Genomic DNA, 24686 nt, shown 5'->3' with positions numbered 1-24686 from the left:
CTTTATTTTCCCTTCTCTGTTAAAGGCAAGATAAACACTTCCACACGCCTATTCTTTGCCTTTCCTTCTTGTGTATCGTTTGGAGCAATTGAACGGTATTCTCCGTAACCAATCGCACTAAATTTTTCTGGTTGTAATTCTTTATTTTGGAGTAATACTTGCATAAAATTAACTGCACGCTGCGTACTTAATTCCCAGTTCGATGCAAACTGCGCATTGGCAATAGGGACATTATCCGTATGACCAGATACTGTAATCTCACGAGGTGACGCTGAAACAAGTAAGCTAGACATCTCTTTTGCAATCCCTAGTGATTCTAACTTCACATCTGCTTTCCCCGAATCAAACAGCACATTCTCTAATATTGTCACCATTAATCCCTTTTCAGTTAATTTAGTTTGAAAAGAAGAGGATAATTGTTTCTCATTAATATATTGATCAATCTTTTTTTGTAATGCTTTCAATTCATCCATTTCTTTTTTTTCTTTTTCTCTAGCTTCTTCTTGTTTTTTTGCTTGTTCTGCCTCAAGGCTACTTGCTGATAATTCCTTTTCATCATTTGGCTTCTGATCACTTAAAAACTCTTTATTTCCTGTTCCACCTGCTAATTCGCTTCGAAATGCTACTGCCATCTGTTTGAACTTCGCAGCATCTATACTACTCATCGCAAATAAAACGATGAACAATGCAAATAACAACGTTAACATATCAGAATAAGGGATTAACCAAGTTTCATCGATATGTTCTTCGTGTTTTTTCTTTTTGCCTCTTCTATTTTTTTTACTCCGCATTTTTTTCTGCTCCTTTTTCTAGCTTTTTACGCTCAGTTGCAGAAAGTGCACCTAAAATGCGGTTCTTCATAATAAACGGATATGTACCCTCTTGTAACATTAATAAACAATCAATAATTAAACGTTTTTTCTCTAATTCAGCTGCAGATTTTTGCTTTAGTTTATTTGCAAATGGATGCCATAATACATAGCCTGAAAAAATACCAAAAATCGTTGCAATAAAAGCACCCGAAATAGCGTGACCTAACTTTTCAATATCAGTTAAATTGCCAAGTGCAGCTACAAGACCAATAACAGCACCTAAAACCCCTAATGTCGGTGCATATGTACCAGCTTGAGAAAAAATTGCCGCTCCTTTTGCATGCCTTTCTTCAATTGCTTCTAATTCAGCTTCTAAAATCTGTTCTAGATCTTCTGCGGATACGCCATCAATCACAAATTTCATACCACGCAAAAGAAATTCATCTTGAATTTTGTCTAATTGTTGCTCTAAAGACAAAATACCATATTTTCTACTTTCTGATGTCCAATGAACAAATAATTCTAGCAACTGTTCATAACTTAAATCCTTTTTATTTGAACCAAAAAGAACTTTAAATAATTTTGGAACCCTTTTTAGTTGATTCATCGGAAATGCTATACATACTGCAGCAAATGTACCGATAAAAATAATTAATGCTGCGGCAGGATTCAATAAGGCATTTATGTCAGCGCCCTTGACGACCATCCCTACTACTACCGCTACAAATCCTAAAATAAGTCCAATAATTGTTGCAAAATCCATTCCCATTCACTCCTAGTCTATACAAGAAGTTCTTTATTCTCGATAATCGCTACATCTTCTTATGTATATATATTACATAAAAAATTCATTTCATGAAAGATAAGAAATGAATTAAATGAAAAAATACTACAATTTCACACATTTTCTGACATTTTCTTTGCATTTCTATTACGTTACGACTCTTATATTTCTTTTTCAGTAAACTAGACTTATAATAAAAAACGATACATATTTTATTAAGAAAGGACTGTGATTACAAGGTATCATGAAAAAGATAATCATTATTTCTGCCACTACTATTGTAATCGGTATCACTTCTTTCGCTTACTTTAGTTCTAAACCACCACTACAAAATGAGGCGAAAGCTGTCGAAAGTCAACAGCATAGTAATCACCAAAAAGAAGAGATTCCTGCTTTTCCAAAAGCTGATCATACTGCAAAGAAGCTAGAAAATGATTTTTCCGTTGTAACAAATCCAGAGTCTAATCTTGTCTTAGTTAATAAACATCGAAAACTACCAGACGGATACACACCTGAAGACTTAACAAGACCAAACGTACCATTTACTAGTCCAAAAGATAAAGAAAAAACGCTACTGCGTAAAGATGCTGCAGATGCGCTTGAAAATATGTTTGAAGCGGCAAAGAAAGAAGGACTTGAACTTACAGCTGTATCTGGTTATCGTTCATACAAACGCCAAAAATCATTACATGATACATACGTTAGACGTCAAGGAAAAGCTGAAGCTGATTCAGTAAGTGCCATTCCTGGTACGAGTGAACATCAAACTGGTTTAGCAATGGATATTAGTTCAAAATCTGCTAAATTCCAATTAGAGCCTATTTTTGGAGAGACAGCCGAAGGAAAATGGGTTGCAAAACATGCCCATGAATTTGGCTTTGTAATTCGTTATTTAGAAGATAAAACAGAAACAACAGAATATTCATATGAACCGTGGCATTTGCGCTACGTTGGTAATCCATACGCTACATACATATATAAACATCATTTAACATTAGAAGAAGCAATGAAAGACAAAAAATAAGAGAGCAAATTGCTCTCTTATTTTTTGTCTTTCATTGTAGTAATTTTTTCTTCCATTCTTCAGGCCACGGTTCGCCTTTTCCCGTTTTTTTCGATGCTTGAACCATCATTCCACGGCCGACTAAACAAGCTTCTCCTTCTGCATTCTTCACCATGTAATGCAAATCTAAAGAAGAATTCCCAACCGATCCCGCTTTTACATACACCTTCAACTGTTCATCAAAATATATTTGCTTAATAAAATTACATTGTAAATCTGCAACAACGATCATCGTTTCTGAAGATTCATGCGTCCATTCTTGCATAAATCCAAGTTCTTTAAACAATGCGATACGTGCTTCTTCAAAATAGGTAAAGGCAACGACATTATTTACATGCCCAAACATATCTACTTCACCAAAACGAACTTTTACAGGATTGTAAAATGAAAAACCACTTTCCCATCGCTCAAAGTCTTCAATATAAGAAATCCTCTTCATTGTTTCCTCTCCTTTTCGCCCTCAAAATAAACAGAATAAACAGAAAAATAAAGTTATAAATATTGCCTCTTCAACATGAAGAGGCAATATTTATTAATAGTTATTGTCGCTACCAAAGAAATCTTTAAACGATTGAATTGTTGTATCACGGTTTAATGCCGCAATTGAAGTTGTTAATGGAATACCCTTTGGACATGATTGCACACAGTTTTGAGAGTTACCACAGTTTGCAAGTCCTCCATCTCCCATAATTGCACGTAAGCGATCTGCTTTATGCATTTCACCCGTCGGATGTGAGTTGAATAAACGAGCTTGTGATAACGGTGCTGGTCCAATAAAGTCAGATTTACTATTTACGTTTGGACATGATTCTAAGCAAACACCACATGTCATACATTTTGAAAGCTCATAAGCCCATTGACGTTTCTTCTCAGGCATTCTTGGTCCTGGTCCTAAGTCATACGTACCATCAATTGGAATCCAAGCTTTAACGCGTTTTAGAGCGTTAAACATGCGACTACGGTCAACTTGTAAGTCACGTACAACTGGGAATGTCTTCATCGGTTTTAAGCGAATTGGTTGTTCTAACTGATCAATAAGAGCTGTACATGATTGACGTGGTTTTCCGTTAATCACCATCGAACATGCGCCACATACTTCCTCTAAACAGTTCATATCCCATGCAATCGGAGTCGTTTGGTTTCCTTTTGAATCAACAGGATTACGACGAATTTCCATCAGTGCCGAAATAATGTTCATATTTGGACGATATGGAATTTCAAACTCTTGGTCAAACGCTTGAGCGTCTGGTCCATCTTGTCTCGTAATGATGAGGCGGATTGTTTTCTCAGACATGTTGCTTATCCCCCTTCTCTTCACCCTTAGCAGCTACATCATGTTTTGAGGAATAGTCACGTTTACGTGGTTTAATTAATGAAACATCCACTTCTTCGTAATGGAATGCTGGTGCATTTCCTTCTCCTTCAAATTTCGCCATCGTAGTTTTTAAGAAGTTTGCATCATCACGATTTGGGAATTCAGGTTTGTAATGCGCCCCGCGGCTCTCATTACGGTTATATGCGCCAATTGTAATAACACGTGCTAACTCAAACATATTTGCAAGTTGGCGTGTAAATGAAGCACCTTGGTTACTCCATCTCGCTGTATCGTTAATGTTAATGCGTTTGTAACGCGCCATTAACTCTTCAATTTTCGCATCAGTTTCTAGTAGCTTTTTATTTTCACGAACTACTGTAACGTTATCTGTCATCCATTCTCCAAGCTCTTTATGAAGAACATATGCATTTTCGTTACCATCAAGCGTTAAAATATTGTTAAATTTCTCTGTTTCGATTAATTCATTTTGCTCATATACAGTAGATGAAACAGCATCAGACGATTTAGAAAGACCTTTCATATACTCAATCGCGTTCGGTCCTGCTACCATACCACCGTAAATTGCTGATAATAGTGAGTTCGCACCTAGACGGTTACCACCGTGCATAGAATAATCACACTCACCTGCTGCAAATAAACCTGGAATACTTGTCATCTGCTTATAATCAACCCATAGTCCGCCCATTGAATAGTGAACTGCTGGGAAGATTTTCATTGGTAGTTTACGAGGATCATCACCTGTAAACTTCTCATAGATTTCAATAATTCCACCAAGTTTAATATCTAGTTCTTTCGGATCTTTATGAGAAAGATCTAAGTACACCATGTTTTCACCGTTAATACCTAGTTTTTGCTCTACGCAAACGTCAAAGATTTCACGCGTTGCAATATCACGAGGTACAAGGTTTCCGTAAGCCGGATATTTTTCTTCTAGGAAGTACCATGGTTTACCATCTTTATATGTCCAAACACGGCCACCTTCACCACGTGCCGATTCACTCATAAGACGTAATTTATCGTCTCCAGGAATTGCCGTTGGATGAATTTGAATGAACTCGCCGTTTGCATAATATGCGCCTTGTTGATATACAGCAGAAGCTGCTGTACCTGTATTAATAATAGAGTTAGTTGATTTCCCAAAGATGATACCAGGGCCCCCTGTTGCCATAATCACAGCATCAGCTTGGAAACTTTTAATCTCCATTGTTTGTAAGTCTTGTGCAACGATTCCTCGGCACACACCTTCGTCATCAACAACAGCTCGTAAGAAATCCCAACCTTCATATTTCGTTACAAGTCCTGCTACTTCGTGACGACGTACTTGCTCATCTAATGCGTATAGTAATTGCTGTCCAGTTGTTGCACCAGCAAATGCTGTACGGTGATGTTGTGTTCCACCAAAACGACGGAAATCAAGAAGTCCTTCTTCCGTACGGTTGAACATAACACCCATACGGTCCATTAAATGAATGATACCAGGTGCTGCTTCACACATTGCTTTAACTGGCGGTTGGTTCGCTAAGAAGTCCCCACCATAAATTGTATCGTCAAAGTGGATCCATGGAGAATCCCCTTCACCTTTCGTATTTACGGCACCGTTAATTCCACCTTGGGCACATACAGAATGTGAACGTTTTACTGGTACTAAAGAAAATAGTTCAACATTTACTCCTGCTTCCGCCGCTTTAATCGTTGCCATTAAGCCGGCCAAGCCACCGCCGACTACTATAAGTTTCCCTTTCATGCTCTCCCACTCCTTACTGGTTTGCTAGCTGTGGATCGATGAACGCTAATAATGCACTCACACCTACATAAGATAGACCTAAGAAAATAGCTAATGTTACATAAGTAGAGATTCTTTGTGAACGTGGAGATACTGTAATTCCCCAGCTTATGCAGAATGTCCATAGTCCATTTGCAAAGTGGAAAATTGTTGAAACAACACCAACTAAGTAGAATGCAAACATAGCTGGATTGTTTAAAATATCTGCCATCATATCATAGTTTACCTCTTTACCTAGCATTGCTTGAATACGAGTTTCCCAGACGTGCCAAGAAATGAAAATCAGTGTAACGATACCTGAAATTCTTTGGAAGACGAACATCCAGTTACGGAAATAACCGTAAGAAACCGCATTGTTCTTAGCTGTAAATGCAATATATAAGCCATATATAGCATGGTACAGTATCGGTAAAAAGATGATGAAAATCTCTAGCGCATACCGGAATGGAAGGAGCTCCATAAAGCCTGCAGCTTTGTTAAAAGCCTCTGCTCCTCTTGTTGCAAAGTTGTTTACAATTAGATGTTGCGTCAAAAAGACACCAACCGGGATGACCCCCATTAATGAGTGCCACTTACGAAACGTATACTCGCGGCCTTTCATGTCCCCATTACCCCCTTGAATGTTTGACTGCTGTTTTCAGATTAATTTACAACAATAATGTTTTTTCACTATTGGCATAAGAAAAACTGAAAAAATTATTCGAAATATTTCAGCATAATTTGATAACAAGTTCATTTTACCCCTATTTTTGTCGAAGCGTCAAGAAAACGTATACATAATTTGCATATAATTTGCCAATTCTTTTTCCCTTCTTATATATTCAGATTTTCCCAAAGAAAAATCTGTTTTTATAAATGAGAAATGTTATATAATAATCCCTATAGAAAGAGGGGAATATTGTGAGTAAAAATACAATCGATACAACATCTTTAGAAGATGTTTCATTGAACGCCTTCGCTTATGAATTGCTACGTGAAGAATTACTACCTGATTTAATCGGTAACGATTTAGATGGTATTTTATACTGGTCTGGTAGAAACCTTGCAAGAAAATATCCACTAGAAACAATTGAAGAAGTCATTCAGTTCTTTGAAAAAGCTGGCTGGGGCACTTTAAGCATTATTGAACATAAGCGTCGTGAAATGCAGTTCCAACTTAAAGGCACACTCATCGCTGAACGTCAAAAACAAAACAGACATTCTTCTTATCAATTAGAAGCTGGATTCATCGCTGAACAAATTCAAAAGCAACGAAACGTAGTTGCAGAGTCCTATGAAGAAAAGAAAAAACGTTCAGACTCTATTACATTTCTTGTGAAATGGGATATAAAAGATCTCATTGAAGTGTAGCATTACCTACAGTCAACTAGACATATAAGTTTAGTTGACTTTTTTGTATTTTCATTCAGTTAGGTTTATTTTAAATCTTCAGAAATTATACCAAAAAATAGAAGACGTTGTAAACTACAACGTCTTCTTATCCGCTAAATAAGTATAAATCGTCTCTGCGACATTTTTCGGCATACCCGCTTCGACAAATTCCGTTACAGAAGCTTCTTTCATCTTTTTTAGCGACCCAAAATGTTTCAACAATATCTTTTTTCGTTTATCTCCAATTCCAGGAATATCATCCAGTGCTGATTGAATGACAGATTTCCCGTGTAATTGACGATGGAATGTAATCGCAAATCGATGCACTTCATCTTGAATGCGCTGCAATAAATAAAATTCTTGGCTATTTCGCTCAAGCATCACAGGTTCAGGTGGATCTCCAATAATTAAATGGGAAGTTTTATGTTTGTCATCTTTTACAAGCCCTGCCATCGGGATATATAAACCGAGTTCGTTTTCTAGAACATCACTTACAGCTGCCAGATGCCCTTTTCCACCATCAATAATGATTAAATCTGGTAAAGGCAAACTCTCTTTCAGCGCCCTTGTATAACGGCGTCTCACAACTTCTCTCATAGACTCATAATCATCTGGTCCTTGAACCGTTTTAATTTTATATTTCCTATATTCTTTTTTAGCTGGTTTCCCATCGATAAAAGCAATCATTGCAGAAACAGGATTTGTCCCTTGAATATTTGAGTTATCAAACGCCTCAATACGATAAGGTGTTTCAATCCCGAGCTGCTTCCCTAAATGATCTACCGCCTTAATCGTTCGCTCTTCATCACGTTCAATTAAGTAGAATTTCTCTTCAAGAGCAATCTTCGCATTTTTATTTGCTAATTCTACAAGATCTTTTTTCTTACCACGTTTCGGCTGTGTCGCTTCAACTTCTAAAAAGCGCTCTACTAACTCTGAGTCTATACTTCCTGGAACGACAATTTCCTTCGGCTTAAAATGACTGCTGTTCTCATAAAATTGACCGATAAACGTTAAAAATCCCTCTTCTGGTTCATCGTAGATTGGAAACATAGAAACATCACGTTCAATTAGCTTTCCTTTTCGAACGAAGAAAACTTGAACACACATCCATCCTTTATCAACTGCATACCCAAACACATCACGATCCACTAAGTCACTCATAATCATCTTTTGTTTTTCCATAATCGCATCGATATGAGCAATTTGATCCCGCAACTCTTTTGCACGTTCAAATTCTAGTTTCTCTGAAGCTTCATACATCTTTGTTTCTAATTCTGAACGAACTTCTTTATGCCCACCATTTAGAAACTTAATAATTTCATCTACAATTTCTTTGTTTTGTTCTTCCGTCACTTCTTTCACACAAGGCGCTAAACATTGACCCATATGATAATATAAACAAACTTTATCTGGCATATTTGAGCACTTACGAAGCGGATACATACGATCTAGCAGCTTTTTCGTTTCATGAGCTGATTGTGCATTCGGATAAGGACCAAAATACTTTCCCTTATCCTTTTTTACATTTCGCGTAATAAGTAATCGCGGCTGTTTCTCAGCTGTAATTTTAATAAAAGGATATGTTTTATCATCTTTTAATTGAATATTATATTTTGGATCATGTTTTTTTATTAAGTTTAACTCTAAAATGAGAGCCTCTAGATTTGAGGAGGTTACAATATATTCAAAATCTACAATTTCTCCTACAAGCCGCAGTGTTTTTCCATCATGCGAACCAGTAAAGTACGAGCGCACACGATTTTTAAGCACTTTTGCCTTTCCGACATATATAACCGTTCCTTGCTTATCTTTCATTAAATAACAACCAGGTTGATCTGGTAAAATAGCCAATTTTTCTTTTAAATGTTCGTGCACTCGTTACCCTCCATTTCTACATGCTTAGCATCTTTATTTTCACATGAAAACATACTATGCCAAAACACCCAACATACGTTCTTTTATTGTAACGGAAAGGTGTAAAAAAGGAAAATAAAAAAGGCTACCAAATGGTAGCCCTTTATTTTAGAAGTGTTTAGAAACTAATTCTACTAACGCTTCTTTCGGTTTGTAACCTAACGCTTGATCAACTACTTTACCGTCTTTTAATACGAAAAGAGCTGGAATGCTCATTACTTCGAATTGACGAGCAGTTTCTTGGTTTTCATCCACGTCTACTTTTACTACTTTTACTTTTTCGCCTAATTCTGCATCAATTTCCTCTAATACAGGAGCGATCATTTTACAAGGTCCACACCAAGGTGCCCAGAAATCTAATAATACAACACCTTCGCTAGTTTCAGCTGCGAAGCTTTGGTCATTTGCATTTACAATTGCCATTTTATTTCCTCCTTCAAGTATATTCTACCAAGAGTATATCATTAACTTATATACGTGGCGAATAATATGTATCGTTATGTATTGTAACAAAAAAGTGTTCCTTTATACTATATAAAAATACGGATTAAATACTAAAAAGATGAGAGACAGGGGATCTCTCACCTTTTCTATATATAGGGGTACTTCACTTGGAACTCAAGGGTACTCAAATCATGAATGTACTTTTAACTTTTTAAACTCTTCTGTTAAAAGAGGTAAGACTTCAAATAGATCGCCAACAATACCATAGTCAGCTACTTTGAAGATACTTGCTTCTGGGTCTTTATTAATCGCAACGATTATTTTTGAGTTAGACATACCAGCTAAATGCTGAATCGCACCAGAAATACCGCATGCAATGTATAGGTCTGGCGTAACAACTTTACCAGTTTGACCAATTTGTAATGAGTAATCGCAATACTCAGCGTCACAAGCACCACGAGATGCTCCAACAGCGCCGCCTAATACGTCAGCTAACTCTTTTAATGGCTTGAATCCTTCTTCACTCTTCACACCGCGTCCACCAGCGATAATAACTTTCGCTTCAGAAAGGTCAACACCTTCTGCCGTCTTACGGACGACATCTTGAATAATTGTACGTAAATCTTTCACATCTACTGTAATAGAAGACACGTCACCACTGCGAGACTCATCTTTTTCAAGCGTCGTAATGTTATTTGGACGCACTGTCGCAAATAAGATACCGTCTGTTACAATCTTCTTCTCAAACGCTTTACCAGAGTAAATTGGACGAGTAAAGATAACATTTCCACCTTCAACATCTAAAGCAGTTACGTCAGAAACTAGACCAGCTTCAAGCTTCGCTGCTAATTTTGGTGATAAATCTTTACCCAGTGCTGTATGTCCAAATACAATACCTTCTGGCTTTTCTTCAGCATATACAGCTGAAAATGCTTGTGCATAACCATCAGATGTATATGATTTTAATTTATCATTTTCAACTGTCACAACGCGATCTGCACCGTAATGAATCAATTCATTTGCAAAAGAGGCAACGCTGTCTCCAACTAGCAGCCCTACTACTTCACCGCCTTCTGCAATTGTTTTTGCTGCTGCTACTGCTTCAAACGAAACGTTACGTAGCGATCCATCACGAACCTCACCCATTACTAATACTTTACGAGCCATAGATTTTCCCTCCTGCATATATAATTTCGTATTTTATTAGATTACTTTCGCTTCTGTATGGAGCAACGATACAAGTTCTTTTACTTGATCTTGCAGCTCGCCTTGTAACACTTTTCCTGCATCTTTCTTAGGAGGCAAATAGATTTCAATTGTTTTTGTCTTTGCTTCCACATCATCTTCTTCTAAATCTAAATCATCTAATTCTACTTCTTCTAGTGGCTTTTTCTTCGCTTTCATAATACCTGGAAGCGATGGATAACGAGGTTCATTTAAACCTTGTTGTGCTGTTACTAAAACTGGTAATGAAGTTTCAATCACTTCCGTATCACCTTCAACATCACGCTCAATCTTCACGTTTGTACCGTCAATTTCAAGTTTTGTAATTGTCGTTACGTACGGAATATTTAACGCTTCTGCTACGCGTGGACCAACTTGTCCAGATGCACCATCAATTGCAACGTTCCCGCCTAAAATTAAATCTACATCTTTATCTTTTAAATATTCAGCAAGTACTTTTGCTGTCGTGAACTGGTCACCATTTTCCACATCATCTTCAATATTAATTAATACAGCTTTATCGCAGCCCATCGCTAATGCCGTACGAAGTTCTTTCTCACTATCTTCGCCACCGACTGTTACAACAGTAACTTCGCCACCTTGTGCGTCTCTTACTTGAATTGCTTCTTCAATCGCATATTCGTCGTAAGGGTTGATGATGAATTCCGCTTCGCCATCGTAAATTGCACCGTTTTTAATTACGATTTTTTCTTCTGTATCAAATGTTCGTTTCATGAGTACGTAGATGTTCATTCCATTTACCCCCTTGTTTTTCAGAAAGATTCTATCAATTTTAATTTTCTGTCAATTTATATTAAAAAATAATTGAACTACCTGCCACTAAATGAAGGCTTACGTTTTTCTAAAAACGCTGCTACACCTTCTCTTCCATCTTCACCCGTAAATACTTCACCAAAGATTTGAGCTTCGCGTTGTACACCTTCATAATAATGAGACGATTTCGTCGTTTGCAATAACTCTAGTACAGCACGAGTCGTCGCTGGGCTTTTTCCAGCAATCTGTTTTGCAACTTTAAGCGTATCATCTAAAAATGTTTCTTCAGCAAAAACTCCGTTAACAAGTCCCCATTTTAATGCTTCTGCACCAGTAATCGGTGTACTTGTTAACATCATTTCACAAGCTTTCGCTTTCCCAACATAACGTGGTAATCGCTGTGTACCTGCAAATCCAGGAATTAATCCAAGTGTTAATTCAGGTAAACCAAGTTTTGCACTTTCAGTTGCAAAGCGCATGTGGCAAGACATAGCAAACTCAAGGCCGCCGCCAAGTGCCGCTCCATGAATTGCCGCGATAACTGGTTTTGAACATTTTTCAACACGCTCAAACGTAACTTGTCCAAGCTGCGCTAATTCTGTCGCTTGCTTCGCTTCAGTAACAGATGTAAATTCTTTAATATCTGCTCCCGCCGAGAAGAAGCGCCCTTCACCGTGAATAACAACAACACGAATGTTATCATCCTTCTCCACTTGATCAATTAATTCAGTAACGTCATGCATAACTTGTGAAGACATCGCGTTTGCCGGCGCATGATTTAACGTCGCCACCGCGATATGATCTTCAACTCTTACAGATAGGAATTTCAACATGATCCCTCCCATTATTGACGATAACCACAAGCTGCAATAAGTAGCCCATGTACCGTTTTTGAAAGTGCGACCAGATCATACTTATGATCGCTCATTACCCAATTGGTCACAACTTCATCTACTGTTCCAAAGATCATTTGTCTTGCCACGCGAACATTTAAATCCGCTTGGAATTCACCTTGCTTTATACCTGTCTCTAAAATCTCATCCATAACTTGTAAGTAGCCTTTTAATACTTCATTTATTTTTAGGCGTAAGTCTTGATTGGACTGTCTTAGCTCTAATTGCGTAACGATAGCAAGAGGATCATTTTGTGATAACAGCAAGAAGTGCGTTTCTACCAACATGAATAACTTCGATACAGCGCTTTCAATTCCTGCTGTTTTTTGACGAATTGTTTCGACAAAATCTCCCATCTTCTCTTGGAATAAGGATATTAATATATCTTCTTTATTTTTAAAATATAAATAAATCGTGCCATCAGCTACCCCAGCTTGCTTTGCTATTTTAGAAACTTGCGCTTGGTGGTACCCATTCTCCGCAATCACAATGACTGCCGCATCAATAATTTGATTGTATTTCGGTCTATTTTTCTTCACTTTACTGTCCCCTTCAAGAAGATGACTGAATGAATAGTCATTCATATTCTTATAATACTGACTATTTAGAAAAGTGTCAATCCTATTTTTTCAAAAAGAAAGGGCCTTAGCCCGTTTGCTCATCCTCATTTTTTCTTTTCTCTTCATCTATTAGGACACGGCGTAAAATTTTTCCGACTGTCGTTTTCGGCAGTTCATCTCTAAACTCATATACTTTCGGCACTTTATAAGCCGCTAAATATTTACGCGCAAACTGGTTTAATTCTTCCTCAGAACACTCCGCACCTTCTTTTAACACAACAAATGCTTTAACTGTCTCTCCCCGGTACGGATCGGGAACTCCAATCGTCACTACTTCTTGCACTTTTTCATGCTCATATAATACTTCTTCTACTTCGCGAGGATACACATTAAATCCACTCGCAACAATCATATCTTTCTTACGGTCTTTCACATAGAAAAATCCATCTTCATCCATGTAACCAACATCCCCTGTATGAAGCCACCCGTCTTGTAATACAGCTGCTGTTTCTTCTGGCTTATTCCAATACCCTTTCATAATTTGAGGACCCTTTACAACAATTTCACCAATTTCACCCGGAGGTAAAGCCTCTCCAGTTTCAAGTGACATAATGTTTGCCTCTGTATCTGGCCACGGCACACCAATACTTCCTGGCACGCGTTTTTCCCACAAAAAATTTCCATGTGTAACTGGCGACGACTCCGTTAATCCATAACCTTCTACCAATTTCCCACCTGTAACTCTCTCAAACTCTTCCTGTACTTCTACAGGAAGCGGGGCAGATCCACTAATACAAGCTTGAATAGAAGAAATATCATATTCTTTTAAGAGGGGACTATTTAATAGAGCAATATAAATGGTCGGTGCCCCTGGAAATAGTGTGACTTTATGTTTTTTTATCGCTTCAAAAACCATTTTCATATCAAACTTCGGAATCAGCACCATTTTATATCCTTGCATAATACTTAAATTCATTACAGCTGTCATCCCATACACATGAAAGAACGGAAGGACACCAAGAATTACTTCTTCCCCTTCTTTACAATTATATAGCCAATGAGCTCCCATTAAAGTGTTCGAAACAAGGTTTTTATGCGTCAACATAACGCCTTTCGGAAATCCAGTTGTTCCTCCTGTGTACTGTAAAAGGGCTAGATCATTTTCAGGATCACAAGGAACTTCAACATTAACATTACTTTCTCTTTCTACTGATTTCCATAGATGAATCGTTTCGCTTTCCGACACATTCACAACAAGATTTGCCTGCTTTTTTTGTACAAATGGATAAAGTAAATTTTTAGGGAAGGGTAAAAAGTCCGCAATCCGAGTTACGATAATATGTTCAATTTTTGTAGCAGATTGAATATTCGTTACTCTTGGAAACACTAAATCGAGACAAAGAATTACTTTTGCTCCCGAGTCATGAAGCTGGTATTCTAATTCTCTTTCTGTATATAGTGGATTTGTTTGTACTACGATACCTCCCGCAAGTAATGTACCATAATAACCAATTACAGATTGCGGACAGTTCGGCAACATAATAGCAATTCGATCCCCCTTTTCCACACCGAGCTTTTGAAGATAATTTGCAAACCTCTTCACCTTATCGTGGAAGTCTGAAAATGTAATATCCTTCCCCAAAAAGTGAAGCGCTTTCTTTTCTGGATAACGAGAAGCCACCTGTTCCACATATCTATGAAGCGGCTGAATATCATAAGAAATCATACTTGGAATTTCTTCTGGATAACTTTTCAACCATGGTTTTTCCATCTTCATTCCCCCTTCAAATACATAAAAATAAATGAATGTTCATTCATGATGGTTAGTTTCATTATATTATAGTCGCCATAACGTTACAATCATAATATTCTGACTTTTATATAACTATGCTTCACTCCATTAACTTCTTATTATATGTACAAACTCTCCTAATCTATAAAAAAATAAGAGAGTTATTGTTTAGCTTAATCTTATTATCGTTAACACAGCTCCTGGTGTAGTTGTTGATAATGTTGCAACAGCTAACAAACCAAATAGTTGCAAACTAATGGCACTTCCAGCCGCAAGAGTCGTAATAATTGTTGCACTAAATGATGTAGTTGCTAACGCAGGAGAATTGATCGTTCCAGCAAGAGGTGCACCATTAATTGTAATCCGCGAACTGACTAATAATGAAGCCGTTATATTAATCGTATATGAAATATAATAATTCCCCGCATTTGCAGCCGTAAATACTGTATTCCCCCCAGAAACAGTAATACCTGGACCAATATTTTGATTATTCGGAAGCGGGACATTCGTTCCACCAAGAAGTACCGATATCGCTGTTCCCGACGTATTATTTGCAAAAGCGTATGTTGCCGTTATACTTGTACCAGTTGCCCCCGTGTCTCCTGTTGGACCTGTTGCTCCTGTTGGACCTGTTGAACCTGTTATTCCTGTTGCTCCCGTCGGACCCGTTGAACCTGTTATTCCCGTCGCTCCTGTTGCTCCCGTTGCTCCTGTTGAACCTGTTACTCCCGTCGCTCCTGTTACTCCTGTTGGACCTGTTGCTCCTGTTGGGCCTGTTACTCCCGTCGCTCCTGTTGGGCCTGTTATTCCCGTTGCTCCTGTTGGACCTGTTGCTCCTGTTATTCCTGTCGCTCCTGTTGAACCTGTTACTCCCGTTGGACCTGTTGCTCCTGTTATTCCTGTCGCTCCTGTTACTCCCGTCGCTCCTGTTGGACCTGTTACTCCTGTTACTCCCGTCGGACCTGTTGGGCCCAGCTTAGGAACTGTCCCATCACAACTAAAACAGCAAGAATCAACATGTACACCATTTTGATTATTACACTCACAATACCCATTGATATTATTGCGCCATGAAGACATGTTGACCACTTCCTTCACATTCAATCTTTTAAGTACAATCGCCGAGTTAAAAAACATCTATTTAAATAACAAAGAAATACTTTACCTAGTCGGGATAAACACAGATTTATTCCATACATTCTAGTAATTATTACATGCGATTCGCTCTCTTTTTGCTTGTACTTTCGCCTTCTTGCTCAAACGAAATTCTTTTTCTTCATTCTGCATATACATATAAACTTCAATCCAATTAGTGTATTCATCAGTGGACTACTTGCAGTTGAAATTTCCCTTTTTTTCATGGAAATTAGGATTTAGCTCAACAGCCCTTGCTTTAATAGAAATCGGTATTTCAGCTCTCGGCTCAACAATTATTCAACTCTTTATCGTTACGCAAATTTGAATGTTGCTGTACTTGGAGCACCTTATTTCTTATGGTTGGTGAGAAAAAGTTGGAAGAAAGTTAAAAAGGAGCTTCTTGGAAGTCTCCTTTTTTATTCATTCTTATAAGGTCAAAAGGAAACTATCTTTTTTTCACGAATGTAACCTATGAACTAACTAGGAGGGATAAATATGTACCAAACTATTGAAGGCTTCTTGCAATCATGGACATACGAGGCTGAGTCTACTCAAAAGATGCTCGATACATTAACAGATGAGTCTTTATCACAAGAAATTGCACCTGGGCACTGGACATTAGGCAGAGTTGCTTGGCATATCGTGACTGCAATTCCAGTTATGCTATCTGGCACAGGGCTTAAGTTTGAAGGAGAATCGAAGGATTATCCTGTACCAACTTCTGCAACAACAATTGCTGATCAATACCGTAAAGTGAATGTAGCTTTTGTTGAAGCTCTTCAAGGCGAATGGACTGATAAAGATTTAGCTACTATTAATGACTTCTTTGGTCGTCCTATGCCGAATTCTATATTTTTAATGACACTCATTAATCATCAAAATCACCATCGCGGACAAATGACTGTTTTAATGCGCCAAGCTGGTTTAACCGTCCCTGGCGTATATGGTCCTGCAAAAGAAGAATGGGCCGCGGCTGGAATGGAAGCTCCTAAAATGTAACCACAAAAAAAGACAAGGTGTTTACACATCTTGTCTTTTTCTGTAACTTGTTTCATGTGAAACTATTTTTTGCTAAATGGTTGTTTTATGGAAAAAATACGTTAAAATGAATACATATTATGAGGAGGGGCAACCAAATTGAATACAAAAAATAAAAAAATAGCTATGGGAACTATTTTACTAACTTCTATTATCGGAGTTATCAGTGTGTCTCTTTATTGCACAAGTTATGGTACCCCTTGGGGAAAACAAACAGCAGTTACGGAATCAAAAGAATATATTACAAAATACTTTAATCTAGATGCGGAAGTCAAAAATACTTCTTACGATGCTAAAATGAATAGCTATGCAATCTCCTTTGAAACAAGTAAAGACGGAGAGTTTACTATTAAATATAAAAGTCCTAATAACTTTAATATTTCTCCAGGAGTACAAGCGTATTTAAGCAAACACTCCAAGTTTACAGAGTAGTAACGAAGCATGCATATACAAAAAAGAGTTGGTGTAACGCCAACTCTTTTTTCTTATTCTTGTCATACAGTTACATCTTCCTTCTCTATATTTTTAATTCCGTAACATGCAATCACAACTCCAATTGCTGCCAATGCTAGTTGAAGAGGAAGAAAAGTTGCTACAGAAAACGTAGTGCTATTCATTGCAATTGCTACAACGATAAGAGATGAAACAATTGTAGTTGGCACTGAACGTTTACGCATTCCGAAATATAGTGGGATTAAACTTATTCCTGCAGTTGCAACGGCTAAAGGAACAAGATTTATCCCTTCTCGCATCAATTGATCTACTGTGAATGAATTAGGAAGAATTGAAAAATAGCTATCTAGCCCAAAGAACACTCCTACTACTAAAATATTAGATAAAATAACTGTTATAAATGTTAATGTTGCTGTAATAACCAACTTACTAACCATCATTTTCTTTCGGTTAATTGGATAAGAAAACATAAGTAGTATTGTTTTGTTTTTATATTCACTAATTATTAACCTTGCGATTAACACACTACCAAAAATAATAAATGTTGCTCTTACTAATGTACTAGCCATTAACAAAACCATCTGTGGATCTCTTATTTCTGGATCTCCTTCTATTTGAGAAACGATGCTCGTAAAGATCAGTAATGCCAGTATAGCGATATTTGCAATAATTGCTCCCCTCACATACCATCCAATCTTAAATTTCTTCAGTTCTAGCTTCATAAGACGTAGCATAATAGTCCTCCTTTCATTTACATTTTAATCGATATAAATTACCCCTGTTTTACTTAAAATCTCCACTTTGTTTTTTGCATCACCAATCGTTCCTACTTTTATTTTTTCTGTATTTTTATCTTTCTTAAGTCCTTTTAAATCCACTATTACGTCAGCCGAATTACTTTTAGCCATAAGCTTCAATGATGCCGGGACACCTTTATACCGTACGCCAATATCCCCTGATTTTGTTTCTACCAATAACGATTTTCCTTCTTTCATATCTTTCAGTAATACTTCACCGGATGTTGAAGTAATGTTCATATTTTCGTTTTTTATATTTTTCACATAATTATCGCCAGTAGTAGAAGTTATATTTACTTCTTGTAATGAACTATCTTTTAACATTAAATCTCCGCTTTCGGATGTAAATTCACCCTTCTCTGCCGATAGTCCTGTAATCATTCCATCTCCAGACTTGCCTTTTGTCACGATACTTTTTACTACTATATCCCTTATTTTCACATCACCCGATTTATTATTTAATACAATTTTATCTATTCCTTTCTTCGGAACAGCTATCGATATACTATTTTTCTTCCTAAACGTAAAACCATTAAAGAATCTGGTCGCCTTTTGTTTTTGCTTAACTATAACTTTATTCCCTTCATGTTCTATTTCGACAGGGTCTATCTCTTTATCCACTTGTTTAACTTGAGCCGAAATTACTATTTTGTTAGCTTCTGTACCTTTAAATTCAATATCCCAGTCTTCATTGTTCACTTCTATTTCTTTTATATGATTTATCTCAAAAGACTTTTCTTTCTTAAAATCTTTCCCCTGAAATACCTTAAAGCCAAAAACCGCACTAGCAATTGTCAAAAATAATATTGCAATTACTATTATTTTTTTCACCATTCATACCCCAGTTCGTTTTTGTTTTAGGCTTGCTTCACGCCACATCGATCTTGTCGATTTTACGAAACGATAGATAACTAATAAAAATCCCTAATAAACAGAGCACTATTGGGATAGCTATAAAATCAAACATACTTACTTGATTGCTTTCAGCCCCAACGTTACCACTAATCAACATACCAATTATTACTGCCGAAGTAATCGTTGTCGGTGTTGATTTCTTTCTCATCCCAAAAAATAAGGGAATTAAACTTATACCAGATATCATAAATGCACTTATAATAGTAGCTGGAACGATAGCTATTATTTCACCTATCGTGGCTGGCGTTTCAATCAGTCCCATCATTGGACTCACAAAATATACGAGCAAACTAATAATAAAAGTAGCGATAATCGTGCTCACAAAACAAAAACAAAAAACAATTGTTAATTTCGCTCTCATTAACATTTTCCTTTGCAGTGGGTACATAAATGATAGTTGGATCGTTTTGTTCTTATACTCATCAATTACTAAACGTGATAAAATGACCGAACTAAAAATAATGAATGTTATTCTAATAAAAATATTTACTAAAGCCATGTTCTGTGTAAAGTCAGAGAAGAGCATGTCTTCCTCAGCTTTCATTCCCCATGCCATAAGGCTTACTGCAACGAAAATTGCTATAATACAAATTGCTACACTTTTAAAGTAACTAGATAATTGATGTTTCTTCCATTCGAGCTTCATTAATTTAAACATATAAACCACGCCTCCATTCTTTATATAACTGTCTCTACACTGGTAACATTCTAATTCCAGCCGTAACTACGCTTAACATTCCTATCATTAGTAGAATCAACAACCATTTCCTCTCTGGTTTCCTATAATATAAAATCCCACTTATGAACAGTACGATCAATCCGCTTACTAGATTCACTAACAATCCGTTAAGCATGAATACCCTCTCCATCCATTACATTTAAGAAATATTCTTCTAAGGAACTATGTTTCTTATTAATACTTTCAATTTCTACATCGTTCATAATAAGTGCTTTTGAAATGGCTTGCTGCGTCGCCTTCAATTCATACACGCGAATCATATTTCCACTCATTATTTTGTAATTTTTTATACCAAGTTTATCTTCTAAAATATAAGCTGCACGCTTCACATCAGGAACAGTAATTTCAATGTACTCTGTTTGTTTTCCGTTAATACTCTTCATTGAAACTTCTTTTATTAGTTTTCCATTTTGAATCATACCGATTGTATCTGCCATTAGTTCCATCTCGCCTAAAATATGACTAGAGACTAATAACGTAATTCCATATTCTTTGCAAAGCATTTTAAATAAGTCTCTTAATTCTTTAATACCAATTGGATCTAAACCGTTAATTGGCTCATCTAAAATGAGTAATTCTGGCTTCGTCATAATCGCCCTTGCAATACCAAGTCGTTGCTTCATACCTAATGAAAAATCTTTTACTTTTTTATCATCTATACCGTGCAGTTTTACTAAATGTAAAGCATGATCAATTGCGTTCTTGTCGTAATACCCCATATATTCACAATGTAATTCTAAGTTTTCCTTCGCCGTTAATTTATCATAAAAGATTGGATATTCGATAATTGTCCCCATGCGCTTTAACAATTCATAAGATGTATCCGTTAACTTCTCACCAAAAATTTCAATATCACCGCTCGTCGGCTTTATTAGATTTGTGATCATCTTCATAATCGTTGTTTTACCTGCACCATTCGGTCCTAAGAAACCATAAATCTCTCCTTTTTTCACATGCATGTTAACGCTAGAAATAACTTCTTTCCCTTTAAACACTTTCGTTAACTGATTCGTTTTTAATATATATGTCATGTCATTTTCTCCTTTCGCACTACTTTATATTTCTATAATAGACAATGGAAATCTCTTTTTTCTTACCCGTTCCTTACAAATTCCTTACGCTGAAAAAAAGCTTGTAGAATCTAATTCTCTACAAGCTAAAACAGCATCTTTTTTAATACAACTGTAAAAATCGTTTTTTTATATGGCTTACTAGAAAGGTTAATTTTTCCATCCATCGCTTCCACAAGCCGTTTCGTAATCGTTAACCCTAAACCGCTCCCTTGGTACAATCTATTTCTTGAATCTTCAAGTGTGTACATACGCTCAAACACTTTATCAATATGAGATTCATCAATTCCTTTCCCTGTATCCCATACATCTATATACACACTCGTTTCATCATCTCTTAACCTCACACCAAGTGTCTTTCCATCGTCTCCATATGTAATCGCATTTGATATTAAATTATTCAATACTCTACCTAATACTTCTACATTTCCAAGTGCATATATATTTCTTTCTGGTATATCAATATGAACTTGAAACCCTTTCGCCGTCACTAAATCATAAAAAGATAAAATCTTCTCACGACAAACTTCATTCATATTTACTTTTGTCATCTCGATTGCCTTGTCACCAGATTCTAATTTTGCTAAATCAAAAAACTTATGAATCAATTCCATTACTTCTAGTGTTTTTACATGCACCTTTTCAAGTAATATTTGCTGTTCTTCTTTACTCATCGCTTTATCCTTATTTAACATTTCTGTATATCCAAGAATAACTGTTAGTGGCGTCTTTAAATCATGTGAAATATTTGAAAGCATTTTTCTCATCGAAATTTCTACTTTTGCATGATCTGCATTCGTTTTCTGTTTTGCAGCTAATAATTGATTAATTGCCACTAATAATTTTTGTAATTGTAGATCATCTGTCATAACGAGTAACTTCTCGCCTGTTTGTTCATTTACAATGCTTTCTAGCTTTTCATATGTGTATCGTAAATTTTTGCTACTGTTTTTTCTCATTTTATACTGTATGTAAATGACACATAACAATGTAAAAATAATACCTATTAACAAATTGACCATATTACATCACTTCCAACTTATAGCCGATGCCCCATAACGTTTTAATATACTCTGGATTAGATGGATCACTTTCAATTTTCTCGCGCAATCTTCTCATATGAACATTTATAACATTATCATCACCGTAATACTCTTCGTTCCAAACTAACGTATATATTTGCGCTTTCGTAAATACACGATTTTGATTCTTTACGAATAGCTTTAAAATCTCAAATTCTTTTAAAGTAAGTTTGAGCGACTTTCCGTTTTTTTCAACCGTAAAATTAATTGGGTCAATTGTCAAATCACCAATTTGAATCATCTTTTCTGTTGTTTCTGTAGCCGAATATTTCGTAGACCTCCGAATACCCGCTTTTACACGTGCAGCCAATTCAATCATAGAAAACGGCTTACAAATGTAATCATCTGCTCCAAGTCCTAATCCAACAGCTTTATCAACATCTGTATCTTTTGCCGACATCATTAAAATCGGAACGGCACTTTTTTCCCGAATGATTCGCACAACCTCTAAGCCATCTAGCTTTGGCATCATAATGTCGAGGATAACTAAATCAAAGGATGATTTAAAAAATGCTTGCACCCCTTCTTCTCCGTCAGACGCGATTGTAACTTGAAAACCTTCCTTTATTAAATACTTTTCCACCATCTCTTGAATTGAAATATCATCTTCAACTAATAAAATATGATGTGACATATGTCTATCCCCTTTTTTACAAACATTAACATTTCAATTGTATCGTAACGAATGAATACTGGAAAGAATTATATGAATTTTCAAACCAACTTCCCTTCCTTCCTTAACAATGATATGATAAAATTCACTACTATTGTTCATAATTAACTTTATATAAAGGAGACTTATCATGTCAGAAAACAAAAAAGTAAGCTTAGCTGATTTAATGCGTGAACAACTTGCAAAGAAAAAGCAAGGAAATGGAAATGGTTCAAATAATACAAATCAAAGCCAAGAAACAAAAAAATTACAAAACCAACAAACGAAGAAAACAAACAACCAACGTAGACGTACAGGTGTATAAATGAACGGACAAAAACGTTCTAATATCGCACCCGGTCTTGAAGTTGATATTGTATTAAAACAAGATCAACGCACCGGTAAATTAACACGTGGAATTGTAAAAGATATTTTAACAAACTCCCCTTCTCATCCACATGGCATTAAAGTACGATTGCAGGACGGGCAAGTCGGTAGAGTACAAAATATCGTTCAATAAGAAAAGGAGCTCAAGTAAACTCGAGCTCCTTTTTCTTTATTACCCTTTAATTTTCTCAATGAAAACTACTTTTAAATAGTCTCCTTCTTTGAATTGATCAATGGTACGAAAATCTTCTGGTAAAGAATGTTCTTCTAATATTTTATATTTGCCATTCATTTCTTTAAATGCCGTATCGATAAATCCTTTAAACTTTTTCATATCAAATGCGCTACAGTTTGTAGAAGCAACGATAATCCCGTTATTTTCTGTAATCGCAATTGTTTCTTTTAGTAAGTTTTTATAATCTTTCGCTGCACTAAATGTATATTTTTTTGAGCGTGCAAAACTTGGAGGATCAAGTACGACCATATCAAATTTCATCTTTTTCTTAGCTGCATATTTGAAGTAAAGAAATACATCTTCTACAATAATATCTTGCGCTTCATAATCAACTTCATTTACACTAAATTGCTCAATCGTTTTACTTAAACTACGATTTGCAAGGTCGACACTCGTCGTTTTACTCGCTCCGCCAAGCGCTGCAAATACAGAGAAAGCACCTGTATAAGAGAACATATTTAATACTGTTCTCCCCTTTGCATATTTATCACGAATTTGTTTTCGAACGTTACGCTGATCTAAAAATACACCAACCATCGCTCCGTCATTTAAATAAACAGCAAAGTTCACACCGTTCTCTTTTACGATAAGCGGGAACTCACCGCGTACTCCTGCTACGAAATCATCGCCTTCAATGTATTTCCCTTTCGTATCAAAACGCTTTTTCTCATAAATACCTTTAAAGTTTGCTACTTTTTGAAGAGCTGCTATAATCTCATCTCTGAAAGTATAAATCCCTTCACTATACCAACTTACTACATAATAGCCGTCATAATAATCAATAATTAAGCCTCCAAGACCATCACCTTCACCATTTAGGGCACGGAATGCTGTCGTATCACTTGATTTGTAAAATTGCTTTCGTTTATGTAAGGCAGATTTTATTTTACTTTCAAAGAAAGATTGATTAATTTGTTCACTCTCTTTTCTCGTTAAAATCCAGCCGTATCCTTTATTTTGTTTTCCATAATAACCTTTTCCGACAAAATGGTTCTTCTCATCTACTACTTTAATGATTGTTCCTTCTTCCTGAACATCATTTAAATTTTGAATCGCATCTTTTAAAATAAGCGGATATCCACTTTTAATTTCTTTTATAAATTTCGGTTTTATTTTTACAGTTACTTCTGATCGCATATAATAACTTCCTTTCCATTTGCATGCTTTCTCTATAGGAAGCATTTAAAAAACGAGCCTGAAAAAACAGCCTCGTTTCACTATACCATATTATTGCTTTGCTAGTACAACTCGCTCATTCTCTCACTTAACCGCCACATATTTACTACATTTTGAAATGGAAATCTTACTGTCCAAAATAATCAAAAAACTTATTTATTTCACATTTACCATTGACATTGATAATGATTTTCATTATCATTTAATGTATATGAGTTCTCGAAAATAAAGGCTACATTTATAGGAGGAATA

27 protein-coding genes are annotated in these 24686 nt (G+C 36.2%); 6 read left to right on the top strand and 21 right to left on the bottom strand.

Annotated features, from left to right (window positions below):
• Positions 1-2: 2 nt before the first annotated feature.
• Both motB and motA read right to left on the bottom strand, forming a co-directional pair.
• Positions 3-791 carry a flagellar motor protein MotB gene (gene motB, locus DT250_RS23635; RefSeq protein ID WP_001256743.1) on the bottom strand — a complete coding sequence of 263 codons (789 nt, stop codon included), beginning with the start codon at positions 789-791 and terminating at the stop codon, positions 3-5.
• Entirely contained in the window at positions 781-1575 is a 795-nt protein-coding gene (motA, locus tag DT250_RS23630; RefSeq protein ID WP_060488187.1) for a flagellar motor stator protein MotA, read from the bottom strand. Before motA ends, motB begins: the two co-directional genes overlap by 11 nt.
• Before the next feature lie 265 nt (positions 1576-1840).
• Here motA and DT250_RS23625 point away from each other — a divergent pair, with 265 nt between their 5' ends.
• The gene (locus DT250_RS23625) at positions 1841-2620 is read left to right on the top strand and encodes a M15 family metallopeptidase (protein ID WP_000720204.1); all 780 of its coding nucleotides are present in this window, start codon (positions 1841-1843) and stop codon (positions 2618-2620) included.
• A gap of 31 nt (positions 2621-2651) precedes the next feature.
• Here DT250_RS23625 and DT250_RS23620 read toward each other — a convergent pair whose 3' ends face one another.
• The 4 genes from DT250_RS23620 to sdhC form a co-directional block, all read right to left on the bottom strand.
• Positions 2652-3098 (bottom strand): acyl-CoA thioesterase, encoded by a 447-nt coding sequence (locus tag DT250_RS23620; RefSeq protein ID WP_000822749.1) that lies wholly within the window; start codon positions 3096-3098, stop codon positions 2652-2654.
• A 93-nt stretch (positions 3099-3191) separates the two neighbouring features.
• Positions 3192-3953 carry a succinate dehydrogenase iron-sulfur subunit gene (gene sdhB / locus DT250_RS23615; protein ID WP_001291827.1) on the bottom strand — a complete coding sequence of 254 codons (762 nt, stop codon included), beginning with the start codon at positions 3951-3953 and terminating at the stop codon, positions 3192-3194.
• Positions 3946-5739 (bottom strand): succinate dehydrogenase flavoprotein subunit, encoded by a 1794-nt coding sequence (sdhA, locus tag DT250_RS23610; protein ID WP_000676749.1) that lies wholly within the window; start codon positions 5737-5739, stop codon positions 3946-3948. The genes sdhB and sdhA overlap by 8 nt, the downstream gene beginning before the upstream one ends.
• Before the next feature lie 13 nt (positions 5740-5752).
• A complete protein-coding gene (gene sdhC / locus DT250_RS23605; protein ID WP_000678354.1) occupies positions 5753-6379 on the bottom strand; it encodes a succinate dehydrogenase cytochrome B558 in 627 nt (208 codons plus the stop codon).
• A gap of 299 nt (positions 6380-6678) precedes the next feature.
• Between sdhC and DT250_RS23600 the strand changes: the two genes are divergently transcribed.
• Positions 6679-7128: a YslB family protein gene (locus tag DT250_RS23600; protein ID WP_000042225.1), complete on the top strand. Its 450-nt coding sequence runs from the start codon at positions 6679-6681 to the stop codon at positions 7126-7128.
• A 114-nt stretch (positions 7129-7242) separates the two neighbouring features.
• Here the strand turns inward: DT250_RS23600 and uvrC are convergent, their stop codons facing one another.
• The 8 genes from uvrC to DT250_RS23560 all read right to left on the bottom strand — a co-directional run bounded on the left by uvrC (position 7243) and on the right by DT250_RS23560 (position 15833).
• Positions 7243-9027: an excinuclease ABC subunit C gene (gene uvrC, locus DT250_RS23595; protein WP_000544269.1), complete on the bottom strand. Its 1785-nt coding sequence runs from the start codon at positions 9025-9027 to the stop codon at positions 7243-7245.
• A 147-nt stretch (positions 9028-9174) separates the two neighbouring features.
• The gene (gene trxA, locus DT250_RS23590; RefSeq protein ID WP_001018943.1) at positions 9175-9489 is read right to left on the bottom strand and encodes a thioredoxin; all 315 of its coding nucleotides are present in this window, start codon (positions 9487-9489) and stop codon (positions 9175-9177) included.
• Positions 9490-9699: 210 nt separating this feature from the next.
• Positions 9700-10677, bottom strand: coding sequence for an electron transfer flavoprotein subunit alpha (etfA, locus tag DT250_RS23585; RefSeq protein ID WP_149213778.1), 978 nt, complete (start codon positions 10675-10677; stop codon positions 9700-9702).
• Positions 10678-10713: 36 nt separating this feature from the next.
• Positions 10714-11487 carry an electron transfer flavoprotein subunit beta gene (etfB, locus tag DT250_RS23580; protein ID WP_001029035.1) on the bottom strand — a complete coding sequence of 258 codons (774 nt, stop codon included), beginning with the start codon at positions 11485-11487 and terminating at the stop codon, positions 10714-10716.
• A gap of 77 nt (positions 11488-11564) precedes the next feature.
• Positions 11565-12341 carry an enoyl-CoA hydratase gene (locus DT250_RS23575; RefSeq protein ID WP_000911294.1) on the bottom strand — a complete coding sequence of 259 codons (777 nt, stop codon included), beginning with the start codon at positions 12339-12341 and terminating at the stop codon, positions 11565-11567.
• Between the two features lie 11 nt (positions 12342-12352).
• The gene (locus DT250_RS23570; protein WP_000742213.1) at positions 12353-12940 is read right to left on the bottom strand and encodes a TetR/AcrR family transcriptional regulator; all 588 of its coding nucleotides are present in this window, start codon (positions 12938-12940) and stop codon (positions 12353-12355) included.
• A gap of 106 nt (positions 12941-13046) precedes the next feature.
• On the bottom strand, positions 13047-14732 hold the full coding sequence (locus DT250_RS23565; RefSeq protein WP_149213777.1) for a long-chain-fatty-acid--CoA ligase: 1686 nt from the start codon (positions 14730-14732) through the stop codon (positions 13047-13049).
• A gap of 189 nt (positions 14733-14921) precedes the next feature.
• A complete protein-coding gene (locus DT250_RS23560; RefSeq protein WP_149213776.1) occupies positions 14922-15833 on the bottom strand; it encodes a collagen-like protein in 912 nt (303 codons plus the stop codon).
• Between the two features lie 552 nt (positions 15834-16385).
• Here DT250_RS23560 and DT250_RS23555 point away from each other — a divergent pair.
• Together DT250_RS23555 and DT250_RS23550 are read left to right on the top strand one after the other, a co-directional pair.
• Positions 16386-16889: a DinB family protein gene (locus tag DT250_RS23555; RefSeq protein WP_149213775.1), complete on the top strand. Its 504-nt coding sequence runs from the start codon at positions 16386-16388 to the stop codon at positions 16887-16889.
• A 138-nt stretch (positions 16890-17027) separates the two neighbouring features.
• A complete protein-coding gene (locus tag DT250_RS23550) occupies positions 17028-17360 on the top strand; it encodes a YfjL-like protein (protein ID WP_149213774.1) in 333 nt (110 codons plus the stop codon).
• Positions 17361-17422: 62 nt separating this feature from the next.
• On the opposite strand, the gene DT250_RS23545 is transcribed toward DT250_RS23550, so the two are convergent.
• The 6 genes from DT250_RS23545 to DT250_RS23520 form a co-directional block, all read right to left on the bottom strand.
• Positions 17423-18115: an ABC transporter permease gene (locus DT250_RS23545; RefSeq protein WP_149213773.1), complete on the bottom strand. Its 693-nt coding sequence runs from the start codon at positions 18113-18115 to the stop codon at positions 17423-17425.
• 24 nt (positions 18116-18139) lie between these two features.
• Positions 18140-19012, bottom strand: a complete 873-nt coding sequence (locus DT250_RS23540) for a DUF4097 family beta strand repeat-containing protein (protein ID WP_149213772.1) — start codon at positions 19010-19012, stop codon at positions 18140-18142.
• Positions 19013-19046: 34 nt separating this feature from the next.
• Entirely contained in the window at positions 19047-19751 is a 705-nt protein-coding gene (locus DT250_RS23535; protein ID WP_149213771.1) for an ABC transporter permease, read from the bottom strand.
• A gap of 188 nt (positions 19752-19939) precedes the next feature.
• Complete coding sequence (locus DT250_RS23530) at positions 19940-20863, bottom strand: ABC transporter ATP-binding protein (protein ID WP_061677081.1); 924 nt, start codon at positions 20861-20863, stop codon at positions 19940-19942.
• 125 nt (positions 20864-20988) lie between these two features.
• Positions 20989-21924, bottom strand: a complete 936-nt coding sequence (locus DT250_RS23525; RefSeq protein ID WP_149213770.1) for a sensor histidine kinase — start codon at positions 21922-21924, stop codon at positions 20989-20991.
• A gap of 1 nt (position 21925) precedes the next feature.
• Positions 21926-22618: a response regulator transcription factor gene (locus DT250_RS23520; protein WP_087985356.1), complete on the bottom strand. Its 693-nt coding sequence runs from the start codon at positions 22616-22618 to the stop codon at positions 21926-21928.
• A gap of 169 nt (positions 22619-22787) precedes the next feature.
• On the opposite strand from DT250_RS23520, the gene DT250_RS31790 reads away from it, so the two are divergent.
• Together DT250_RS31790 and DT250_RS23515 are read left to right on the top strand one after the other, a co-directional pair.
• Positions 22788-22961 (top strand): hypothetical protein, encoded by a 174-nt coding sequence (locus DT250_RS31790; protein ID WP_001293585.1) that lies wholly within the window; start codon positions 22788-22790, stop codon positions 22959-22961.
• Positions 22962-23156, top strand: coding sequence for a YwbE family protein (locus DT250_RS23515; RefSeq protein ID WP_001014310.1), 195 nt, complete (start codon positions 22962-22964; stop codon positions 23154-23156).
• Between the two features lie 39 nt (positions 23157-23195).
• Here DT250_RS23515 and DT250_RS23510 read toward each other — a convergent pair whose 3' ends face one another.
• A complete protein-coding gene (locus DT250_RS23510; protein WP_087985357.1) occupies positions 23196-24395 on the bottom strand; it encodes a class I SAM-dependent rRNA methyltransferase in 1200 nt (399 codons plus the stop codon).
• Positions 24396-24686 lie beyond the last annotated feature (291 nt).

Origin of the sequence: Bacillus sp. AR2-1 (assembly GCF_008368755.1) — a bacterium.
Lineage (GTDB): Bacteria > Bacillota > Bacilli > Bacillales > Bacillaceae_G > Bacillus_A > Bacillus_A wiedmannii.
The sequence above is the reverse complement of the archived record's forward strand: the minus strand, read 5'-3'. Positions and strand labels throughout refer to the sequence as shown.

Coding starts and splice junctions, on each gene's coding strand:
- DT250_RS23545 (WP_149213773.1), bottom strand. CDS start 18,115: ATGCTACGTCTTATGAAGCTAGAACTGAAGAAATTTAAGATTGGATGG.
- DT250_RS23510 (WP_087985357.1), bottom strand. CDS start 24,395: ATGCGATCAGAAGTAACTGTAAAAATAAAACCGAAATTTATAAAAGAA.
- etfB (WP_001029035.1), bottom strand. CDS start 11,487: ATGAACATCTACGTACTCATGAAACGAACATTTGATACAGAAGAAAAA.
- DT250_RS23540 (WP_149213772.1), bottom strand. CDS start 19,012: ATGGTGAAAAAAATAATAGTAATTGCAATATTATTTTTGACAATTGCT.
- DT250_RS23555 (WP_149213775.1), top strand. CDS start 16,386: ATGTACCAAACTATTGAAGGCTTCTTGCAATCATGGACATACGAGGCT.
- DT250_RS23525 (WP_149213770.1), bottom strand. CDS start 21,924: ATGGTCAATTTGTTAATAGGTATTATTTTTACATTGTTATGTGTCATT.
- DT250_RS23565 (WP_149213777.1), bottom strand. CDS start 14,732: ATGGAAAAACCATGGTTGAAAAGTTATCCAGAAGAAATTCCAAGTATG.
- sdhA (WP_000676749.1), bottom strand. CDS start 5,739: ATGAAAGGGAAACTTATAGTAGTCGGCGGTGGCTTGGCCGGCTTAATG.
- motA (WP_060488187.1), bottom strand. CDS start 1,575: ATGGATTTTGCAACAATTATTGGACTTATTTTAGGATTTGTAGCGGTA.
- etfA (WP_149213778.1), bottom strand. CDS start 10,677: ATGGCTCGTAAAGTATTAGTAATGGGTGAGGTTCGTGATGGATCGCTA.
- DT250_RS23535 (WP_149213771.1), bottom strand. CDS start 19,751: ATGTTTAAATTAATGAAGCTCGAATGGAAGAAACATCAATTATCTAGT.
- motB (WP_001256743.1), bottom strand. CDS start 791: ATGCGGAGTAAAAAAAATAGAAGAGGCAAAAAGAAAAAACACGAAGAA.
- DT250_RS23620 (WP_000822749.1), bottom strand. CDS start 3,098: ATGAAGAGGATTTCTTATATTGAAGACTTTGAGCGATGGGAAAGTGGT.
- sdhB (WP_001291827.1), bottom strand. CDS start 3,953: ATGTCTGAGAAAACAATCCGCCTCATCATTACGAGACAAGATGGACCA.
- sdhC (WP_000678354.1), bottom strand. CDS start 6,379: ATGAAAGGCCGCGAGTATACGTTTCGTAAGTGGCACTCATTAATGGGG.
- DT250_RS23515 (WP_001014310.1), top strand. CDS start 22,962: ATGAACGGACAAAAACGTTCTAATATCGCACCCGGTCTTGAAGTTGAT.
- DT250_RS23530 (WP_061677081.1), bottom strand. CDS start 20,863: ATGACATATATATTAAAAACGAATCAGTTAACGAAAGTGTTTAAAGGG.
- DT250_RS23520 (WP_087985356.1), bottom strand. CDS start 22,618: ATGTCACATCATATTTTATTAGTTGAAGATGATATTTCAATTCAAGAG.
- DT250_RS31790 (WP_001293585.1), top strand. CDS start 22,788: ATGTCAGAAAACAAAAAAGTAAGCTTAGCTGATTTAATGCGTGAACAA.
- DT250_RS23575 (WP_000911294.1), bottom strand. CDS start 12,341: ATGTTGAAATTCCTATCTGTAAGAGTTGAAGATCATATCGCGGTGGCG.
- DT250_RS23625 (WP_000720204.1), top strand. CDS start 1,841: ATGAAAAAGATAATCATTATTTCTGCCACTACTATTGTAATCGGTATC.
- DT250_RS23560 (WP_149213776.1), bottom strand. CDS start 15,833: ATGTCTTCATGGCGCAATAATATCAATGGGTATTGTGAGTGTAATAAT.
- trxA (WP_001018943.1), bottom strand. CDS start 9,489: ATGGCAATTGTAAATGCAAATGACCAAAGCTTCGCAGCTGAAACTAGC.